This is a genomic window from Cellulosimicrobium sp. MI9406 (assembly GCF_040595865.1).
In the GTDB taxonomy this organism is placed as follows: domain Bacteria; phylum Actinomycetota; class Actinomycetes; order Actinomycetales; family Cellulomonadaceae; genus Cellulosimicrobium; species Cellulosimicrobium funkei.
The window spans coordinates 506644-525094 of record NZ_JALIZI010000003.1; the positions used below are offsets into that span (position 1 = coordinate 506644).

The window sequence follows — 18451 nt, forward strand, 5'->3', positions numbered from 1 at the left end:
GTCCAGCGGTGCGGCGCCACGCCTCCGACGGAGGTCGCAACGCAGGTTCCGCCCTGCGCCGCAAGACCCGGCGGGGGCCCGCGCGACAGCCTGGTGGGGCACCGCACGGGAGGCCCGTGCGGGACGCACGAGGGAGGGACCGGCATGACCACCATCCACGTCTCCGGGCTGCGCAAGGCGTACGGGGCGTTCGACGCCGTGCACGACGTGACGTTCACCGCCGCGCCGGGCCGCGTCGTCGGGCTGCTCGGCCCGAACGGCGCCGGCAAGACGACCACGCTCCACGTCCTGCTCGGGCTCGCGGCCCCGACCGCGGGCACCGCGACGTTCGACGGCCGCGTGTTCGCGGACCTGGCGCACCCGGCCCGCACCGTCGGCGCGCTGCTCGACGCGGGCGGCCTGCACCCGGGACGCACGGGCCGCGACCACCTGCGCGTGCTCGCGTCCGCCGGCCGGATCCCGGCGCGTCGCGTCGACGAGGTGCTCGCGCTCGTCGGCATGACCCCCGCCGCGGACCGCCGTGTCCGGACGTACTCGCTGGGGATGCGGCAGCGCGTCGGGATCGCGGCCGCGCTGCTCGGCGACCCGGAGGTCCTCGTCCTCGACGAGCCCGCGAACGGTCTCGACCCCGCCGGGATGCGCTGGCTGCGCGACCTCGTCCGCGCGTTCGCCGACGACGGCGGCACCGTGCTCCTCGCGAGCCACGTGCTGTCCGAGGTGCGGCAGGTCGCGGACGACCTCGTCGTCGTCGGGCAGGGGCGCGTCGTCGCGGAGGGGCCGCTCGACGAGCTGCTGCACGGGGAGTCCCTCGAGGACTTCTACCTCGACCTGACCGCCACGACCGAAGGGGTGCGCTGATGTACCGCGCCGAGATGCTCAAGCTCCGCACGACCCGCGCGACGTGGGTCGTCGCGGCCGTCGCCGTCGCCGGGATGCTCGTCGTCCAGGCCTTCACCCTGCTCCTCCCCACGATCCTGCGCAGCGCCGACGCGGTCGGCGGCGGCACGACCGTCGGGCTCCAGGCCCCGCCCGAGATGGTGGCCGAGCTCGCGCCGGACCTCGGCGCGCTCGCCGACGTCTCGCAGCCCGCGTTCCAGCGCTCGATGCTCGACCTCCTCGGCACCGGCCTCGGCGGCTCCGGCTCCGTCGGCGTCGCGACCGTGTGCATGCTCCTGCTCGGCGTGCTCGCCGTGACGACCGACTTCCGCACGGGCGGCATCGTGCCCACGGCGCTCGTCCAGCCGTCGCGGCTGCGCATCCTCGGCGCGAAGGCGGGCGCGACGGCGACCGTCGCGCTCGGCGTGGGCGTCGTCCTCGCCCTCCTGGGTGCCCTCGGGCTGCTCGTCGCGATCGTCACGACGCCGGGCGCGGGCCTCGCGCTCGGCCCCGGCGACGTCCTCGGCGTGTGGGCCCGCGGGCTCGCGGTGCTCGTCCTGCTCGCGTGGCTCGGGCTCGGCATCGGGACGCTCGTGCGCGGCCAGGTCGCGGGCGTCGTCACGGTCGCCGCGCTCGCGCTCGCCGAGCCGATCGTCCGCGGCGCGGTGACGCTCCTGTCCGGCGGCGACTCGGCCGCGGCCGAGTGGCTCCCGCTCGGGCTGGGCGCGCTCGCGTCGACCGGCGGGTCCGCCGCGACGCTCCTCGGCGGCGCGGCCCCGCTCGGCGCGCTCGCCGCCCTCACCGGGCTCGCGGCCTGGGCCGCGGTCCTGCTCGGCGGGGGCGCCGTGAGCCTGCGCCGGCGCGACCTCGTCTGACCACAGCCCGTCCCGCTCCCGACGCGACGACCCGGTCGTCCACAGGCCGGGAGCCGCACGGCGCCGTCGGCCCGCCCGCCCCGTAGGGTGGGCGGGCCCGACGGCGCACCCCGTCCCCGCACCCGTCGCCCGTTGGAGGAGGACCGTGACCGAGACCCTGCGCCGCGCGCTCGACCGGGTCGGCGTCCGCACCGACACCGGCCGCGACGCCGTGCTGGCCGGTGTGGTCGCCCTCGCGACCGTCGTGCTGTTCCTCGGCATCGAGCGCGTCCTCGCGACGGAGGTCGGGGCCACGTTCGGCGCGCCGGGGGAGAGCCTGATCAGTCCGGGCGTGCGCGCGACCGTGCTCGCGCTCGTCGTCGGCCAGGCCGCGGCGCTCGTGCTCCGCCGTCGGGCGCCGCTGGTCTGCCTCACGCTGACCGTCGTCGCGCAGGTGGCGATCACCGCCCTCCTGCCGCCGTACGTCGGGTTCCAGGCCCCGGCGACGCTCGTCGCCGCCTACTCCGCCGGGGCCTACGCGCCCCGCCGCGCGCGCCTCGGGGCGCCGGCGCTCGCGGCGCTCGCGCAGGTCCTGCTCGTCTTCGCGCTCGGCGGGTTCGGTGTCCCCGCCGGGGCCGGGCCCGCGCAGCACGCGCTCCAGGTGGGGGGCGCGCTGCTCTCGGCAGTCCTCACGTTCGTGGGCGCGGCGCTCGTCGGCTCGTACGTCGCGACGCGGCGCGAGCTCGTCGCCGAGCTGCGCGACCGCGTGGTGCGCGCCGAGCGCGAGCGCGAGGCGCTCGCCGCGCAGGCGGTGCTCGAGGAACGTGCCCGCATGGCGCGCGAGCTGCACGACGTCGCGGCCCACCACCTCTCGGGCATCGTCGTGCAGGCGTCCGCGGCGGAACGGCTCGTCGACGCCGACCCGGAGCGCGCCAAGGAGTCGGTGCGCTGGATCCGGTCGCAGGGCCGCGAGACCCTCGACGACCTGCGCCTCGTGGTCGGCATCCTGCGCGGGCGCGACGACGAGGGCGACGAGCGCGAGGCCCCGCAGCCGACGCTCGCCGACCTCCCCGCGCTCCTCGAGACGGCGCGCGCGGCGGGCACGACGGTCACCGTCGAGACCGAGGGCGAGCCCTGGGAGCCCGCGCCCACCGCGCAGATCGCCGTCTACCGCGTGCTGCAGGAGGCGCTCGCCAACGCGCGGCGGCACGCACCCGGGCGACCGGTCGCGGTGCGGCTCGCGTGGAGCCCGGCGGCCGTCGTCGTCACCGTGCGCAACCCCGCCGGTCGCGTCGCTCCCCCGCAGGACGCGCGACCGGGCCACGGCCTCGTCGGGATGCGCGAGCGCGCGGCCGTGCTCGGCGGCACGCTCGACGCGCGGCGCACGCCCGACGGCGCGTGGCTCGTCCGGCTGACCGTCCCCCGCGCGCCCGCGCGCGACCCCCGCACCCCCGCCCAGGAGGCCTCGTGACACGCGTCGTGCTGGTGGACGACCAGGCCGTCGTCCGCGCCGGTTTCACCGTCATCCTCGAGAGCGAGGGCCTGGAGGTCGTCGGCGAGGCGTCGAACGGCGCGGACGCCGTGCGGGTCGCGCGCCGCGAGCGCCCCGACGTCGTGTGCATGGACGTGCGCATGCCCGGCGGCGACGGCATCACGGCCACGCGCGCCCTCGCCGGGCACGACGTCGCGGACCCGGTGCCCGTCCTCGTGGTGAGCACGTTCGACCTCGACGACTACGTGTTCGGGGCGCTGGAGGCCGGGGCGAGCGGGTTCCTGCTCAAGGACGCGGAGCCGGAGGTGCTGGTGGACGCCGTCCGCCGCGTCGCGTCGGGCGACGGCCTCGTGGACCAGTCGCTCACGCGCCGCGTGCTCGGCGAGTTCGCGCGGCGTCGTGCCCCGGTGTCGCGGGACGACGACGCGGCCGCGCTCCTCACGCCGCGCGAGCTCGACATCGTGACGCTGCTGTGCCGGGGGTCGTCGAACGCGGAGATCGCGACGGCGCTGTTCCTCGAGCCGAGCACCGTGAAGTCGCACCTGAGCCGGGCCATGACGAAGACGGGCGCGCGCGACCGCGTGCAGCTCGTCGTCTGGGCGTTCCGGCACGGGATCGTCGACCCGGCCGCCTGATCTCAGCCCACCGGCCGCGGGACCGCGAACCGGGCGTGCACCGGCGCGGCGACGTGCACGAGCGGCGGGTCCGCGGGGGGCAGCCCGAGGCGGTCGAGCAGGTCGGTGTCGAGGACGTCGAGGGTTCCGCGTCGCAGGGTCCACGGCTCGTGCACGACGGGGAACCGCCACAGCCGCCCGGCCCGCGCGCCGTACGCGGACCACCGTGCCGTGAGCCACCGCACGAGGCCCGACGACGCATCCACCTCCTCGTGCGCGCGCACCTCGGCGTGCAGGGAGAGGTCGCGCAGCCCCGGGTGCTCGTGCGGCACGTGCAGGGGCCCGCGGCCGTCGGACCGGAACCGGTAGCGCACCGCGGACGGCGCCCCGGCCCGGTCGCCGCGCGCGTGCACCGCCGCGCGGGCCGGGTGGTACGGGACGCCGGCCGCGCGCGTCGCGGCGACGAACGCGCGCGACGTCGCCCACAGGCCGAGGAACCACACGCCCTCGGCGCCCGCACGGTCGCGCACGTACACGCGGACGTTGAGCTCGGGGAACGCCGACCACGCGCCCAGCGGCGGCAGCGGCGGGACCCGGACGCCCGCCATGCGGAACGGGACCACCCCGAGCCACGTCGTCCCACCCGCCTGCTGCACGGTGAGGTCGGGCGGGAGCCAGCCCTGCACGACGGCCGGGTCGACAGGCCAGTGCAGGAACGTCAGGGCCTCCCAGCGCTGGGCGTTCACCACCACCCGCGGTGTCGGGTGCGGCGACGCGCCGGGCGGCGTGCCCCGCCCCGCACCGGGCGCGCTCGGGTGGTCGCTCACCGCGTGCCCGCCGCGTCGGCCGCGTCGGCCGCGAGGCGGAGGTCGTCGACGAGCGCGGCGAACGCCGCCTCGCGCTCGGCGCGGTCGCGCACGCGCAGCAGCGCGGACGGGTGGGTGGTGAGGACGACGCGCGGCGCGTCCGTCGGCCGGGGCCTGCGGGCGCCGTCGGACGGCTCGGAGCGCCCACCGCCGCCGGGTGCGCCCGGGGAGAACGGTGACGCCGGCTCCGCGTCGCCGAGGTCGAGGACCCGTCCCCGCTCGGCGGTCACGCGCACGGGCCGCCCCAGGACGGCGCGCCCCGCGGTCGCGCCCATCGCGACGACGACGCGCGGCCCCACGGCGGCGACCTCGGCGGTGAGCCACGGCAGGCACGCACGGACGTGGGCGACGTCCGGGCTCTTGTGCAGGCGGCGCCCGCCGCGCTGCTCGAACCGGAAGTGCTTGACGGCGTTCGTCAGGTACACGTCGTCGGCCGCGAGCCCGGCCGCGTCGAGGGCGTCGTCGAGGAGGCGCCCGGCCGGGCCCACGAACGGCTCGCCCTCGCGGTCCTCGTGGTCGCCGGGCTGCTCGCCGACGAGCGCGAGCCGCGCGTCGTGCGGACCGCGCGAGAACACGACCTGCGTCGCGTCCGCCCAGAGCTCGCACCCGTGGCAGTCGTGCGCCGCCCGGTCGAGCGCCTCGACGTCGTGCACGGCGCGGCCGCGGGGCAGCCACTCCTGCGCGCCGGGACGCTCGGGCGGTCGTGGGCTCATGGCCCTACGGTGCTCCCGCGCGCCCGCCCTCGCACGAGGTCGGCGCACCGGTCAGAACAGGCTCAGCGGTTGCCCGGAGCGCCGCGCGTGAGGTCCTCGGACTCCTCGGGGTGGTAGACGCACACGTGCAGGGCGTCCGGCCGCACGCTGACGTCGAGGCGCTCGTCCGGATCGATGACGTCGCCGTCGAGCTGGCGGGGCTGCGGCCGGTCGGACACGACGGACACCTCACGCCCCCGCACGACCTCGCGGCTCGGCACCCGGCTCTTGCCGCGCACCACGCCCCACAGGAGCTGGACCCAGTGCTTGAGGTTCCGGGGCGCGAAGACCGCGACCTCGAGCTGGCCGTTGTCGGGTTCCGCGTCCGGGAGGAGGTTCGTCCCGGCCTGGAGCCGCCCGACGTTCCCGATGACCACGGTGCGTGCCCGGCGCCGACGCGTCCGCCCGTCGACGGTGACCTCGACGTGCATCTCGTCGTCGGCGAGGTGCTTGAGCGCGGAGAAGACGTACGCGATCGAGCCCGCGCGGGCCTTGAGCGCCGTCGGCGCGTCCTGCATCATCGCGGCGTCGAGGCCCATGCCCGCCATGATCGCGAACGTCTGCCCGTCGGCCACCCCGACGTCGATCGTGCGCCGGCCGCCGCGCAGCACGAGCCGGATGCCCTCCTCGGCGTCCGACGGGACCCCGAGGTTGGCGGCGAGCAGGTTCCCCGTGCCGCCCGGCAGGATCGCCAGCGCGGCGTCGGTGCCCGCGAGCCCCTCGACGACGGCGCGGACCGTGCCGTCGCCGCCGCTCACGAAGACCACCTCGGCGCCGTCCTCGACGGCCTGGCGCGCCTGCCCCGTCCCCGGGTCCTCGGCCGTCGTCTCGAGCCACGCGGGCTCGGGCCACCCGGCGTCCGTGAGGCGCGCGACGATGAGCTCGCGCAGCGCGTCGAGCCCCTCGACGCGGTTCGGGTTGACGATGACCGCGGAGCGGCGCGGGACGTCGTCGGGCCGCCGCTGCGCGGAGGTGGTCGCGGAAGAGGTCGTCTCGTCGGTCGGCACGGACCGAGTATGTCCCGGTCGCCGCGAGGACGCGCGGCCGAGGACCGCCGAGGCGCGAAGACGCCACGGCCCGTGCCGCGCCCGCCCGCGGGGGCAGGGCGCGGCACGGGCCGCAGGTCGCGTCAGGCCGTGAGGATCTCCGTGCCGAGAGCGAGGCCGTCGCCCTCGGGGTCGCGGTCGACCCGCACGACGTCGCCGTCGGCGACGTCGCCCGAGAGCAGCATCCGCGCGAGGCGGTCGCCGATCTCGCGCTGCACGAGGCGGCGCAGCGGGCGCGCCCCGTACGCCGGGTCGAAGCCCTCGAGCGCGAGCCACTCGCGGGCGGCCGTCGTCACGTCGAGCGTGATGCGCCGGTCCGCGAGGCGCCGGCCGAGCGCGGCGACCTGGATGTCGACGATCCGGCCGAGCTCCTCGATCGTCAGCGGCTCGAACACGATGACGTCGTCGAGCCGGTTGAGGAACTCGGGCTTGAAGGACGCCCGCACCGTGCTCATGACGGCCTCGCGCTTCTCCGCGTCGTCGAGCATCGGGTCCACGAGGAACTGCGAGCCGAGGTTCGACGTCAGCACGAGGATGACGTTGCGGAAGTCGACCGTGCGGCCCTGGCCGTCGGTGAGACGGCCGTCGTCGAGCACCTGCAGGAGGATGTCGAAGACCTCGGGGTGCGCCTTCTCGACCTCGTCGAGCAGCACGACCGAGTACGGCCGACGCCGGACGGCCTCGGTGAGCTGGCCGCCCTCCTCGTAGCCGACGTACCCCGGGGGCGCGCCGACGAGCCGGGCGACCGAGTGCTTCTCGGAGTACTCGGACATGTCGATGCGCACCATGGCGCGCTCGTCGTCGAAGAGGAAGTCGGCGAGCGACTTCGCGAGCTCCGTCTTGCCGACGCCCGTGGGGCCGAGGAAGAGGAACGAGCCCGTGGGGCGGTCCGGGTCGGCGACGCCCGCGCGCGAGCGGCGGACGGCGTCGGACACCGAGCGGACGGCGGCCTGCTGGCCGATCAGGCGCTCCCCGATGACCTCCTCCATGTGCAGGAGCTTCTCGCTCTCGCCCTGGAGCATGCGGCCGGCGGGGATGCCCGTCCACGCGGACACGACCTCCGCGATCTCGTCGGCGCCGACCTTGTCCGCGATCATCGGCGCTGCCTCGGGGCCGGACGCGGCGAACGCGTCGTCGGCCTGCTCGGCCGCCTCGGCCTCGTCGAGCTCGCGCTGCACCTGCGGGATCTCGCCGTACTGCAGGCGGCCCGCGGTCTCGAGGTCGCCCTCGCGGATCGCGCGCTCGACCTGGACGCGCAGCTCGTCGAGCTTCGCGCGCAGGTCGCCGACGCGGTTGTGGCCCGCCTTCTCGGCCTCCCACCGCGCGGTGAGGGCCGCGAGCTCCTCGCGACGGTCCGCGAGGTCGGCGCGCAGCTTCTCGAGGCGTTCGAGCGACGCGGGGTCGGTCGACTCGGACAGCACGACCTCCTCCATCTCGAGGCGCGTGACGGCGCGCTGCAGCTCGTCGATCTCGATCGGCGAGGAGTCGAGCTCCATGCGCAGGCGCGACGCCGCCTCGTCGACGAGGTCGATCGCCTTGTCCGGGAGCTGGCGCCCGGTGATGTACCGGTCGGAGAGCGACGCCGCCGCGACGAGCGCGGAGTCGGCGATCGTCACCTTGTGGTGGGCCTCGTACCGCTCCTTGAGCCCGCGCAGGATCGCGACCGTGTCCTCCACCGAGGGCTCGCCGACGAACACCTGCTGGAACCGGCGCTCGAGCGCCGGGTCCTTCTCGATGTACTCGCGGTACTCGTCGAGCGTGGTCGCGCCGACGAGGCGCAGCTCGCCGCGCGCGAGCATGGGCTTGAGCATGTTGCCCGCGTCCATGGCGCCCTCGCCGCCCGCGCCCGCCCCGACGACCGTGTGCAGCTCGTCGATGAACGTGACGACCTCGCCGTCGGAGGACTTGATCTCCTCCAGGACGGCCTTGAGGCGCTCCTCGAACTCGCCGCGGTACTTCGCGCCCGCGACCATGCTCGCGAGGTCGAGCGACACGAGGCGCTTGCCCTGGAGCGAGGTCGGGACGTCGCCCGCGACGATGCGCTGGGCGAGGCCCTCGACGACGGCGGTCTTGCCGACGCCCGGCTCGCCGATGAGCACCGGGTTGTTCTTGGTGCGGCGGCTGAGCACCTGCACGACGCGCCGGATCTCGGAGTCGCGCCCGATGACGGGGTCGAGCTTGCCCTCGGCGGCGCGCGCCGTGAGGTCGGTCCCGTACTGCTCGAGCGCCTTGTAGGTGCCCTCGGGGTTGGGGCTCGTCACGCGCGCGCTCCCGCGGACGGCGGGCAGCGCGGAGCGCAGGGCCTCGGCGGTCGCGCCGGCCTGCTGGAGGATCGTCGCGGCCTGCGACGACCCGGCGGCGATGCCGAGGAGCAGGTGCTCCGTCGAGACGTACTCGTCGCCGAGCGCCTGGGCCTCCTTCGCGGCGGCGTCGAGCGCCGCGGACGTGGCGCGCGACGGCGTCGGCTGCGCGACGGCCGAGCCGCTCGCGGTGGGCAGCGCGACGAGCGCCGCGCGCACCTTCTGCCCGACGGCCTGCTTGTCGGCGCCGACGGCGTCCAGGAGCCCGACGGCGACGCCGCCCTCCTGTGTGAGCAGCGCGGCCAGGAGGTGGGTCGGCTCGAGCTGGGGGTTGCCGGCGGCCGACGCGGTCTGGATCGCCTCGCCGATCGCCTGCTGCGACATCGTGGTGAACTTCGTTTCCATAGGTGCTCCGTGTGCTGCTCGAAAAGATGGTCTGACCAGTGGAACGACTCCTAAGTTGAGTGTATTCCGCTCAACTTCGATCGGCACCCCCGTGCGGCCTCTCCTCGCTCGCCCGCGTCCCCGGAGCGGATGAAGTCCGGCCGCATTCCGTCTCAAAACGGCATCGACCCTCGCCCCGGGCGACGATCCGCGACATGCTGGGCGGGTGAACTCCTCACCCTTGCGCAGACGACTCGGCCTCGGTGCCCTCCTCGCCACCCTCGCACTGTTCCTCACGGGGTGCATGAGGATGGACATGGCCATCACCCTCAACGAGGACGACACGTTCGACGGCAGCGTCGTCATGGCGTTCTCGGACGAGGTCGCCGAGTCGATGGGCTCGGACCCCCAGGAGCTCTGGGACCAGATGGGCTCCGAGATGGAGTCCGAGATGCCGGAGGGCGCGACGCAGGAGCCGTACGCGCAGGACGGCTACACCGGCACCAAGATCACCTACGCCGACCAGCCGATCGCGCAGCTCGACACCGGCGCCGCCGACTCGATCTCCGTCACCCGCGAGGGCGACGAGTACGTCGTGAGCGGCTCGATGGACATGACGGGCGAGGAGTTCAACCCGGACACGGGTGACGCGGCGACCGACGAGATGTCGCGGCAGATGATGGAGGGTCTCGACATCAAGATCGCCATCACGTTCCCCGGCGAGGTGGCCGAGTCCAACGGCGAGGTCGACGGCAACACCGTGACGTGGACCCCGGTGGTCGGCGAGGTCAACGAGATGACGGCGCGCGGCTCGGCCGTGCCCGGCGGCTCCGCGGGCTCGGGCTCCGACGAGGGCACGGACGAGGGGACCGACGACGGCGCGACCGCGCCCGACACCGACAGCTCCGACGGGTCCGGCTCGTCGGCGTGGATCTGGTTCCTGGTCGGCGGCCTCGTGCTGCTCGGCATCATCGGCCTCGTGCTGTGGCTCGTGCTCCGCTCGAAGCCCGGCACGCAGGACGGCCAGGGCACGGGCTTCCCGCAGGGCGGGTACCCCGGCCAGCCCGGACAGCAGGGCGTCTACGGCGCGCCGGGCCAGTACCCGGGCCAGCCCGGCCAGCAGGGTCAGTACCCCGGCCAGCAGCCGTACCCGGGCCAGCAGGGCCAGTACCCCGGGCAGGGCCAGCAGGGCCAGTACCCCGGCCAGTACGGCCAGCCCGGCGCGCACCCCGGCCAGCAGGGCCAGTACCCCGGTCAGCCCCAGCACCCCGGCCAGCAGGGCCAGTACCCCGGCCAGCCCGGCCAGTACCCCGGCCAGCAGGGCCAGTACCCGGGCCAGCCCGGTCAGCCGCAGGGCTACGGGACGCCGTCCGGCCCGGGTCAGCAGGGCGGCCCGTACGGCGGCCAGCCGCCGGCGCCGCAGCAGCAGGGCGGCTACCCGGGCGCCGCGCCGTTCGCGCCCCCCGGCGCGCCGCACCCGCAGTCGTCCCCGACGACGCCGCTGCCCGCCCAGCCGCCCGTCCCGCCGGGAGCGACCCAGCCGCTCCCGCCGCACCAGCCGCCGGCACCGACCCAGCCGCTCCCGCCGCAGCCGGGCCCCGCGGGCCAGGACGGCCCGGGCGCGCAGGCCGGTCCCGACGACGAGATCGACGACGCGACGCGCCTGCGCCCGCCGACCGACTGAGCGGTCCGCACCCCGCACGACACGACGGCCCGCCCCGGGAGACCGGGGCGGGCCGTCGTGCGTCCGGGACCGCTCAGGACTCGACGGTGACCTCGACGACGTCGCCGACGGCGTCGAGCCGCACCGCGGGCCAGTAGCCGTCGAGGAAGTGCTCGCCGCACGTGTCGGCGAGGTGCACGACGGCGCTCCCGTCCTCGCGCCGCTCCACGAGCTCGACGACGAGGTCGTCGTGCGCCGCGGCGAGCTCGTCGGGCGTCGGCTCCCCCTCGCTGAAGCGGCGCACCACGGCGTCGACCGCGCGGCGCGCGAGCCGCGGGCCGAGGGCGTCGTCCCACAGCGCCTCCGCGGGCACGTAGGCGAGCGCCTCGGCGCCGAGCGCGGGGTCGACCTCCGCGAGCGTCGCGGGGCGCCACGACGGGTCGCGGTCCTTGTCGACCACCTGCGCGCGGATCCCCTCGACGAGGTCGGACTGCGTGTCGACGAACCAGCAGACGAGCCCGTACTCCTGGGCGAGCGCTGCCCGGAGGTCGGGCAGGTCGCGCGCGCTGCGGACGGCCGCGAGCGCGACGGTGACCGCCGTGGGCGACAGCCGTTCGAGCTCGTCCGCCTCGGCGCCCCCACGCTCGTCGCCGTCCGCGGCGGCCGCGCGCAGGCGGGCCACGATCTCCGGCACCGTGTCCGCGGCGTACGCGGCGTCGATCGCGGCGCGGCGCGCGACGAGCCCGGACACCGGCGCCGGGAGGGCGTGCCGCCGCACGACGTCGCGCACGGCCTCGACGTCGAGCGGGTCGACGCCCGCGCTCGCGAGCGCGGCGAGGTCCGCGCCGAGCACGGGCAGCCGCTCGCTCGGCACGTAGTGGTCGGCGAACCCGGCGTGGATCGCGTCGGCGGCGTCCATCGTCACCGCACCGAGCGCGAGCATCTCCCCCAGCCGCCCGGGCGCGCGGGCGAGGAGCCACGACCCGCCGACGTCGGGCGTGAAGCCGATCCGCGTCTCGGGCATCGCGACGCGCGAGCGCTCGGTGACGACGCGGACCGGCGCGTGGGCCGCGAGGCCGACGCCGCCGCCCATGGTGATGCCGTCCATGATCGTCACGACGGGCACGGGCAGCTCCGCGAGCGCCGCGTCGACCGCGTACTCGCGCCGGAAGTACCGGCGCGCGTCGGCCTGCCGCCCGGCGACGACCGACGCGTGGAGCTCGCGGATGTCGCCGCCCGCGCACAGGCCGCGGTCGCCCGCGCCGTCGAGCAGCACGAGCCGCACGGTCGGGTCGACGCACCACTCGTCCAGCACGTCGGCGATCTCGCCGAGCATCGTGTACCCGAGCGCGTTGAGCGCGCGGGGCCGGTCCAGGGTGAGGTGCCCGACGCCGTCGTCGACGCGGGCGAGGATCTCGCTCGTCATCCGCGTCACGCTACCGCCCGTCGGCGGCCGCGGGCACGCACGACGTGGGACCCTGGCACGGCAGAGGGGTCGGGCCGGCGGTGCCGGCGGCAGCGAGGAGGCGGCGGTGGACGAGGCGACGCGGACGGACGGGCCCTGGCGGCCCGACGTGCTGGGCGGGGACTGGGTCGCGCGCGACCTCGATCTCCCGGACGGCGCGGTGGCGACCCTGGTGCGGCGCGACGCCGCGGCGCCGGCGGGCGACCGGCCCGCGGTGCTGTACGTGCACGGGTTCATCGACTACTTCTTCCAGACGCACGTCGCGGAGGCGGTCGAGGCGCGCGGGTACCGGTTCTACGCCGTCGACCTGCGCGGCTACGGGCGCTCGATCGGCCGCGGCTCGGGCGCGCCGTCGCGGCCCGACGACGACCCGAACTTCGTCACCGACCTCGCCGTCTACGCGCAGGACCTGGACGCGGCGGCGCGCGCGGTGCGCGCCGAGGGGCACGACCGGCTCGTGGTGCTCGGGCACTCGACCGGCGGTCTCCTCGCGAGCCTGTGGGCCGACGCGCGGCCCGGCCGGCTCGCGGCGCTCGTGCTCAACAGCCCGTGGTTCGACCTCAACAAGCCGTGGGTGTTCCGCGGCCCGGTGACGTGGGTGGTCGACGTCGTCGGGCGGGTCGCGCCGCGGCTCGTCGTGGGCGCGCTCGACCCGCACTGGGCGGAGGCGCTGCACGCGAGCACGGGCGGCGAGTGGGACTTCGACCTCGCGTGGAAGCCGATCGAGGGGTTCCCGGTGCGCGCCGGGTTCCTGCGCGCGGTGCGCCGGGGCCACGCCCGCGTCGCGCGCGGGCTGCACGTCGACTGCCCGGTGCTCGTGCTCGCGTCCGCGCGCAGCGGCCCGGCGTCGGGCTGGCACGACGCCCTGCTCACGACGGACAGCGTGCTCGACGTCGGGCACATCACGTCGCGCGCCGAGCGGCTGGGCGACGACGTCACGGTCGTCACGGTCGAGGGCGGCGCGCACGACCTCGCGCTCTCCCCCGAGCCCGCCCGGTCGACGTACCTGCGCGAGGTCCTCGACTGGCTCGACGCGCGGGTCTGACGGCGCCCACCGTCGTGTCCGAATCCCGCTAGCCAGGGCGTGCTCCGTCGGGTGAGGATCGAGTCATGACGACGACCCTCGCGACGCCCCCGGCGAACACGGACCCCGTGTTCGCCGAGCGCTACCGCGCCATCGCGTCGCGCGACCGCCGCTTCGACGGGCAGTTCATCACCGCCGTGAGCAGCACCGGCATCTACTGCCGGCCGTCGTGCCCGGCGCGCACCCCGAAGCCCGAGAACGTCACCTTCTACCTCACCTCGGCCGCCGCCCACGAGGCCGGCTACCGCGCGTGCAAGCGCTGCCTCCCGGAGGCGGTGCCGGGCACGCCGAGCTGGGACCTCGGGCACGACCTCTCCGCCCGGGCCATGCGGCTCGTCGCGGACGGCGTCGTGGACCGCGAGGGCGTCGACGGCCTCGCCGCCCGCCTCGGGTACTCGGCCCGGCACGTGCACCGCGTGCTCGTCGCGGAGCTCGGCGCCGGCCCGGTCGCGCTCGCCCGCGCGCTGCGCGCCCAGACGGCGCGGGCGCTGCTCACGGGGACGGACCTGCGGCTCGCCGACGTCGCGTTCGCCGCCGGCTTCGGGAGCGTGCGGCAGTTCAACGACACGATCACCGAGGTCTTCGACACGACGCCGGGTGAGCTGCGGCGTCGGGCCCGGCCCGACCGGGCGCCGTCGACCGGCGACCCGCGCCGCCCGCCCGCCGCAGCTCCCGCCGGGTCCACCGCGGACGACGGCGGCGCCACCGCCGCGCTCGACCTCACCCTCCCCCTGCGCGAGCCGTTCGACGCGCGCGGCGTGTTCGCGTTCCTCGCGGCGCGCGCCGTCGACGGCGTCGAGGTCGTCGACCTCGACGGCCCGCTGCTCTCCTACGCGCGGACGCTCGCGCTGCCGCACGGGCCGGGCGCGTTCCGGGCCACCTACGGGCCGCCGCCCGGGAGCCGACGGCGCGCACCGCGCTTCCACGTGGAGCTCGAGCTGACGTCCGTGGCCGACCTCCCGGCCGCGATCGCGCGCGTCCGGCGGCTGTTCGACCTCGACGCCGACCCGGCCGCCGTGGACGCGGCCCTCGCGGCGGACCCCGCGCTCGCCGCCTCGGTGCGCGCGGTGCCGGGTATCCGCGTCCCGGGGGCGGTGGACCCCGCCGAGATCCTCGTGCGCGCGCTCGTCGGGCAGCAGATCTCGGTCGCGGCCGCGCGGACGCACCTGTCGCGGCTCGCCGTCGCGCTCGGGACGCCCTTCGCGTCGCGGTTCGGGCCGACGCGCCTGTTCCCGACGCCCGCGCAGCTCGCCGCCGGGGGCGCGGACCACCTGCGCGGTCCCGCCCGGCGCACGGCCGCGGTGCTCGGCGTCGCGCACGCCCTCGCCGACGGGTCGCTCGCCCTCTCCCCGGCCGACGACCCCGCGGCCCAGCGCGCGGCGCTCGAGGCGATGCCCGGCGTCGGGCCGTGGACCTCCGGGTACGTGGCGATGCGCGTCCTGCACGACCCCGACGTCCTGCTCGACGGCGACCTCGCGCTCCGCGTCGGCGCCGCCGCGCTCGGCCTGCCCGACGACCGCCGCGCGCTCGCCGCCCGCGCCGAGCTCTGGGCGCCGTGGCGCTCGTACGGCGCGATGCACCTCTGGCGCGCCTCCGCGCCCACCCCGACCCCTGCGAAGGAGACCCCGTGACCACCGCACCCGCCCCGACCACCACCACCGCGACGGCAGGCACGAGCCCGGCCGCCACCACGACGCTCACCACGCCCGACGGCCCGTTCACGGTCGTCGTCGACGCCGCCGGCGCGGTCCTCGCGTCCGGCTGGACGGACGAGCCCGCGGACCTCGTCGCGCTCGTGCACCCCGGCCTGCGCCCGGCGACGGTCTCCCCCGTGCCCGACGGCGACCCCGCGGTCGCGACCGCCGTCGCCGCCGTCCGGGCCTACTACGCGGGCGATGTGCACGCGATCGACGCGGTCCCGGTACGGCAGGCCTCGGGCCCCTACCGCGCGCACGCGTGGGACGTGCTGCGCACGGTCGAGCCCGGCGACCCGGTGACCTACACCCGGTACGCCGAGCTGTCGGGGCGGCCCGCCGCCGTGCGCGCCGCCGCGGGCGCCTGCGCGATGAACGCGGCGGCCCTGTTCGTGCCCTGCCACCGCGTCCTGCGCACGGACGGCAGCCTCGGCGGCTTCCGCTACGGACTGGACGTCAAGCGCAGCCTCCTCGACCGCGAGGCCCGGGCGACCGTCTCTGCACCGGCGCGCTGAGCCCGGCGCGGACGGACCGGCCCGGCATCACGCCGCCGGAGCGCGCGCCGGCTCCGCGAGCGTGAACCGGGCCCCGAGCGTCGCCGCCGCCACCACCCCGGCGGCGGCGACGAGCACGACGTCCTTGAGCACGTACTGACCCATGAGGGTCATGCCGTCGCCGAACAGGTCGCCCGGGAAGAGCGCGACCGGGGAGAGGACGCCGGCCAGCGTGACGGCGAGCACGACGAGCCCGGCCCGCAGCGCACGACCGGTGAGGAGCGCGAGCCCGACCGCCGTCTCGACGACCGCCGTGAGGACCACGGCGGCGGTGCCGTCGACGAGGCCGAAGGTCAGCGCCTCGACCGTGCGGCGCACGATCTGCTCCGCCGGGCTCGCGCCCGGGAAGAACTTGAGCACCCCGAAGACGAGGAAGACGAGGCCGATGGCGACCCGCAGGGCCGGCACGGACCAGGCGGCGAGGCGCTCGCAGAGCCCCTCGCGGAGCCGCCGGGCCGCGGCGCGCCGCGGCCCCTCCGCAGCGGGGGCGAGGGTGGACGGGGTCGGTGCGGCGGGTCCGGTGGGGGCCATTCTGAACTCCTCGTCGAGCAGTAGCGTTCCACTTTCCGGCGATAAGATAGCGGACCTGCGATATTCACCGCGCGTGGGGCTGCTCCCGCGAGACGCGGGACGGGCGGTGCGCCCGCCGCCGAGAGGGGCCGGGGATCAGCCCCAGCCGAAGACCTGCGTCCAGGCCCCGTTCGCGTGCCCGACGCCGATCTCCCGCAGGCCGCAGTTGAGGATGTTCGCGCGGTGGCCCGGCGAGTCCATCCACCCGCGCACCACGTCCTGGGCGGTCCGGTAGCCCTTCGCCACGTTCTCGGCGCCCGGGTTCGGGTAGCCCTGCGCGTGCGCCCGGTCCCACGGCGAGCGGCCGTCGAGGCTCGTGTGGTCCATGTACCCCTGCGCGTCCATGTCCTCGCTGTGGAGCTGCGCCGCAGCGGTGAGCCGCTCGTCGACGGCGAGCGGCTCGCACCCGGCGGCGGCCCGCTCCGCGTTCGTCAGCTCGACGACCGCAGCACCCTCCGCCGTGATCGCCCCCGGACCGGCTCCGCCGGGCGCCGCCGCCCCGGCGGCCGAGGCGGTCCCGGCAGCCGGCGCGGCGCCGTCGGCCGTTCCGGTGCCGGGCGTCGGGCCCGACGCGGTCGCGCCGTCCGGGCCGGCCGGGTCCGCCGCGCCCTCGGCGGGCGGCACGTCCTCCGGCGTGGGCGTCGGCACCGGGTCGGCGGGAGGCTCCTCGGTCGCCGCGGGCGCGGGCGCAGTCGCCGCGGGCGGCGCGTCGTCGGCCCCGGGCGCACCGGGCGCCGTCGGGCCGTCCGCGGGGAGGTCGTCCCGCGCGTCGGCCAGGGTGCGCGACGCGCGGTCGTCGCGCGGGTCGCGCCCCGCGAGCCACTCCTGCGGCGCGCTCCCCTGCCACGGGAGCGCCGCGACGACGGGGCCGAGCGGGCCCACGTGCTCGGGCCGGATCTCGCCCGTCACCGTCGCGGCCGTGAGGCCCAGCGGAGGGCCGAGCAGAAGGGCGGCGGCGACGCCCGTCGTCACCGCGACGCGCGGACCGGACCGCAGGTGCCGGGCGAATGGGCCGCCGCGCCGTCGTGCGGGCGCGGCGGAGGACGCGGGCACAGGAGACGACTCGGGAGACGGCGCGGGCGCCGCCGCCGAGCGGTGCCGGGGCGTGCGCTGCGAGACCATCGCTCGACCCTACCCATGAGGACCGCGGATGTGTACCGCTTCGTCCGTTCTGCGCCTCTTCTGCGCCCGCCAGGTCAGACGATCGACGGCTCCTCCGGGGCGGAGACCGTGAACACCGCGCCCGCGATGAGCGGCACGGACGTCACCCGGCGCTCGAGCTCGTCGAGCCGACGGGCGACGGACGTCTCGGACTCGTCGCCGCGCAGGTCCACGCTCGCCACGAGGTACAGTGCGCGCGGCCCGACGTACTCGAGCCGCAGGTACGTGACGCGCTCGACCTCCGGCAGGTCGCGGATGCCCGCGAGCACCGCGGCGCGCGTCGCCGGCATCGCCGCCTCCCCCACGAGGAACCGCCGGTTGCGGTCGATGAGCACGACGGACACCACCGCGAGGACGAGGCCGACGACGATCGACCCGACGGCGTCGGGCACGGGCGACCCGGTGAGCTGGTGGGCCAGGACGCCCCCGAACGCGACCACGAGGCCGATCAGCGCGGCGGCGTCCTCCGCGAACACCGCGCGCAGCGTCGGGTCCGACGTGACGAGCACGTGGTGCAGGGTGTCGCGGTCCGCCGCCCGCGCCTCGGCCCGCGCCTGCCGCCGGGCGCGCAGGAACGACACGCCCTCGAGCACGAACGCCAGGGCGAGGACCGCGTAGGCGACCACGAAGTCGTCCGCCGGCTGCGGGTGCACCAGCTCCTGGATGCCGTGCGTGATCGACACCCCCGCGCCGACGGCGAACAGCCCGATCGCCGCGAACATCGACCACACGTACGCCTCGCGGCCGAACCCGAGGGGGTGCTCGGTGTCCGCCGGGCGGCGCGAGCGCCGGTCGGCGACGAGGAGGAAGATCTCGTTGCCCGTGTCCGCCCACGAGTGGACGGCCTCCGCGAGCATCGACGCCGAGCCGGTCACCGTCGCGGCGACCGTCTTCGCGCCCGCGATGAGCGCGTTCGCGAGGAACGCGACGATCACCGTGACGGTGCTGTCGCCGCCACCCTCCGGTCGCGCGACGCGCGGGTTGTGCGACTCCGGCTGCGGCGGGGCGGGCGTGGGGGCGTCGGGCATGCTGCCGGTCTACCAGCCGCGTGCGGGACCCGCGCGCGGGACCGGGCG

At 76.7% G+C, this 18451-nt stretch carries 16 protein-coding genes; 8 read left to right on the forward strand and 8 right to left on the reverse strand.

Going from position 1 to position 18451, the window contains the following annotated elements; genetic code table 11:
* Positions 1–144 precede the first annotated feature (144 nt).
* From MT994_RS07895 to MT994_RS07910, 4 genes are all read left to right on the forward strand, one after another.
* Positions 145–858, forward strand: a complete 714-nt coding sequence (locus tag MT994_RS07895; protein ID WP_354805806.1) for an ATP-binding cassette domain-containing protein — start codon at positions 145–147, stop codon at positions 856–858.
* Positions 858–1751 (forward strand): hypothetical protein, encoded by an 894-nt coding sequence (locus tag MT994_RS07900; protein ID WP_354805808.1) that lies wholly within the window; start codon positions 858–860, stop codon positions 1749–1751. The genes MT994_RS07895 and MT994_RS07900 overlap by 1 nt, the downstream gene beginning before the upstream one ends.
* A gap of 145 nt (positions 1752–1896) precedes the next feature.
* Positions 1897–3201, forward strand: a complete 1305-nt coding sequence (locus tag MT994_RS07905) for a sensor histidine kinase (protein ID WP_076403658.1) — start codon at positions 1897–1899, stop codon at positions 3199–3201.
* Positions 3198–3857 (forward strand): response regulator transcription factor, encoded by a 660-nt coding sequence (locus MT994_RS07910; RefSeq protein ID WP_354805810.1) that lies wholly within the window; start codon positions 3198–3200, stop codon positions 3855–3857. The genes MT994_RS07905 and MT994_RS07910 overlap by 4 nt, the downstream gene beginning before the upstream one ends.
* A 2-nt stretch (positions 3858–3859) precedes the next feature.
* Here the strand turns inward: MT994_RS07910 and MT994_RS07915 are convergent, their stop codons facing one another.
* The 4 genes from MT994_RS07915 to clpB all read right to left on the reverse strand — a co-directional run bounded on the left by MT994_RS07915 (position 3860) and on the right by clpB (position 9205).
* Positions 3860–4585, reverse strand: a complete 726-nt coding sequence (locus MT994_RS07915) for a DUF2071 domain-containing protein (RefSeq protein WP_168944764.1) — start codon at positions 4583–4585, stop codon at positions 3860–3862.
* A 74-nt stretch (positions 4586–4659) separates the two neighbouring features.
* A complete protein-coding gene (locus MT994_RS07920; RefSeq protein WP_354805812.1) occupies positions 4660–5415 on the reverse strand; it encodes a UdgX family uracil-DNA binding protein in 756 nt (251 codons plus the stop codon).
* A gap of 62 nt (positions 5416–5477) precedes the next feature.
* On the reverse strand, positions 5478–6461 hold the full coding sequence (locus tag MT994_RS07925) for a diacylglycerol kinase family protein (protein ID WP_354805813.1): 984 nt from the start codon (positions 6459–6461) through the stop codon (positions 5478–5480).
* A 122-nt stretch (positions 6462–6583) separates the two neighbouring features.
* Positions 6584–9205, reverse strand: coding sequence for an ATP-dependent chaperone ClpB (gene clpB, locus MT994_RS07930; protein WP_085386655.1), 2622 nt, complete (start codon positions 9203–9205; stop codon positions 6584–6586).
* Positions 9206–9500: 295 nt separating this feature from the next.
* Between clpB and MT994_RS07935 the strand changes: the two genes are divergently transcribed.
* Positions 9501–10868: a hypothetical protein gene (locus tag MT994_RS07935; RefSeq protein WP_354805814.1), complete on the forward strand. Its 1368-nt coding sequence runs from the start codon at positions 9501–9503 to the stop codon at positions 10866–10868.
* Positions 10869–10941: 73 nt separating this feature from the next.
* Here MT994_RS07935 and MT994_RS07940 read toward each other — a convergent pair whose 3' ends face one another.
* Positions 10942–12273, reverse strand: a complete 1332-nt coding sequence (locus MT994_RS07940) for an enoyl-CoA hydratase/isomerase family protein (protein ID WP_354805815.1) — start codon at positions 12271–12273, stop codon at positions 10942–10944.
* Between the two features lie 106 nt (positions 12274–12379).
* Between MT994_RS07940 and MT994_RS07945 the strand changes: the two genes are divergently transcribed.
* The 3 genes from MT994_RS07945 (at position 12380) to MT994_RS07955 (ending at position 15605) form a co-directional block, all read left to right on the forward strand.
* Entirely contained in the window at positions 12380–13357 is a 978-nt protein-coding gene (locus MT994_RS07945; RefSeq protein ID WP_194521850.1) for an alpha/beta hydrolase, read from the forward strand.
* Positions 13358–13422: 65 nt separating this feature from the next.
* Positions 13423–15027 carry an AlkA N-terminal domain-containing protein gene (locus MT994_RS07950; protein ID WP_354805816.1) on the forward strand — a complete coding sequence of 535 codons (1605 nt, stop codon included), beginning with the start codon at positions 13423–13425 and terminating at the stop codon, positions 15025–15027.
* Entirely contained in the window at positions 15024–15605 is a 582-nt protein-coding gene (locus tag MT994_RS07955) for a methylated-DNA--[protein]-cysteine S-methyltransferase (protein ID WP_168944755.1), read from the forward strand. The genes MT994_RS07950 and MT994_RS07955 overlap by 4 nt, the downstream gene beginning before the upstream one ends.
* A gap of 27 nt (positions 15606–15632) precedes the next feature.
* On the opposite strand, the gene MT994_RS07960 is transcribed toward MT994_RS07955, so the two are convergent.
* From MT994_RS07960 to MT994_RS07970, 3 genes are all read right to left on the reverse strand, one after another.
* Positions 15633–16175, reverse strand: coding sequence for a DoxX family membrane protein (locus tag MT994_RS07960; protein WP_354805817.1), 543 nt, complete (start codon positions 16173–16175; stop codon positions 15633–15635).
* A gap of 135 nt (positions 16176–16310) precedes the next feature.
* Entirely contained in the window at positions 16311–17336 is a 1026-nt protein-coding gene (locus MT994_RS07965; RefSeq protein WP_354805818.1) for a CAP domain-containing protein, read from the reverse strand.
* Between the two features lie 74 nt (positions 17337–17410).
* On the reverse strand, positions 17411–18403 hold the full coding sequence (locus tag MT994_RS07970) for a cation diffusion facilitator family transporter (RefSeq protein ID WP_354805820.1): 993 nt from the start codon (positions 18401–18403) through the stop codon (positions 17411–17413).
* Positions 18404–18451: the final 48 nt, after the last annotated feature.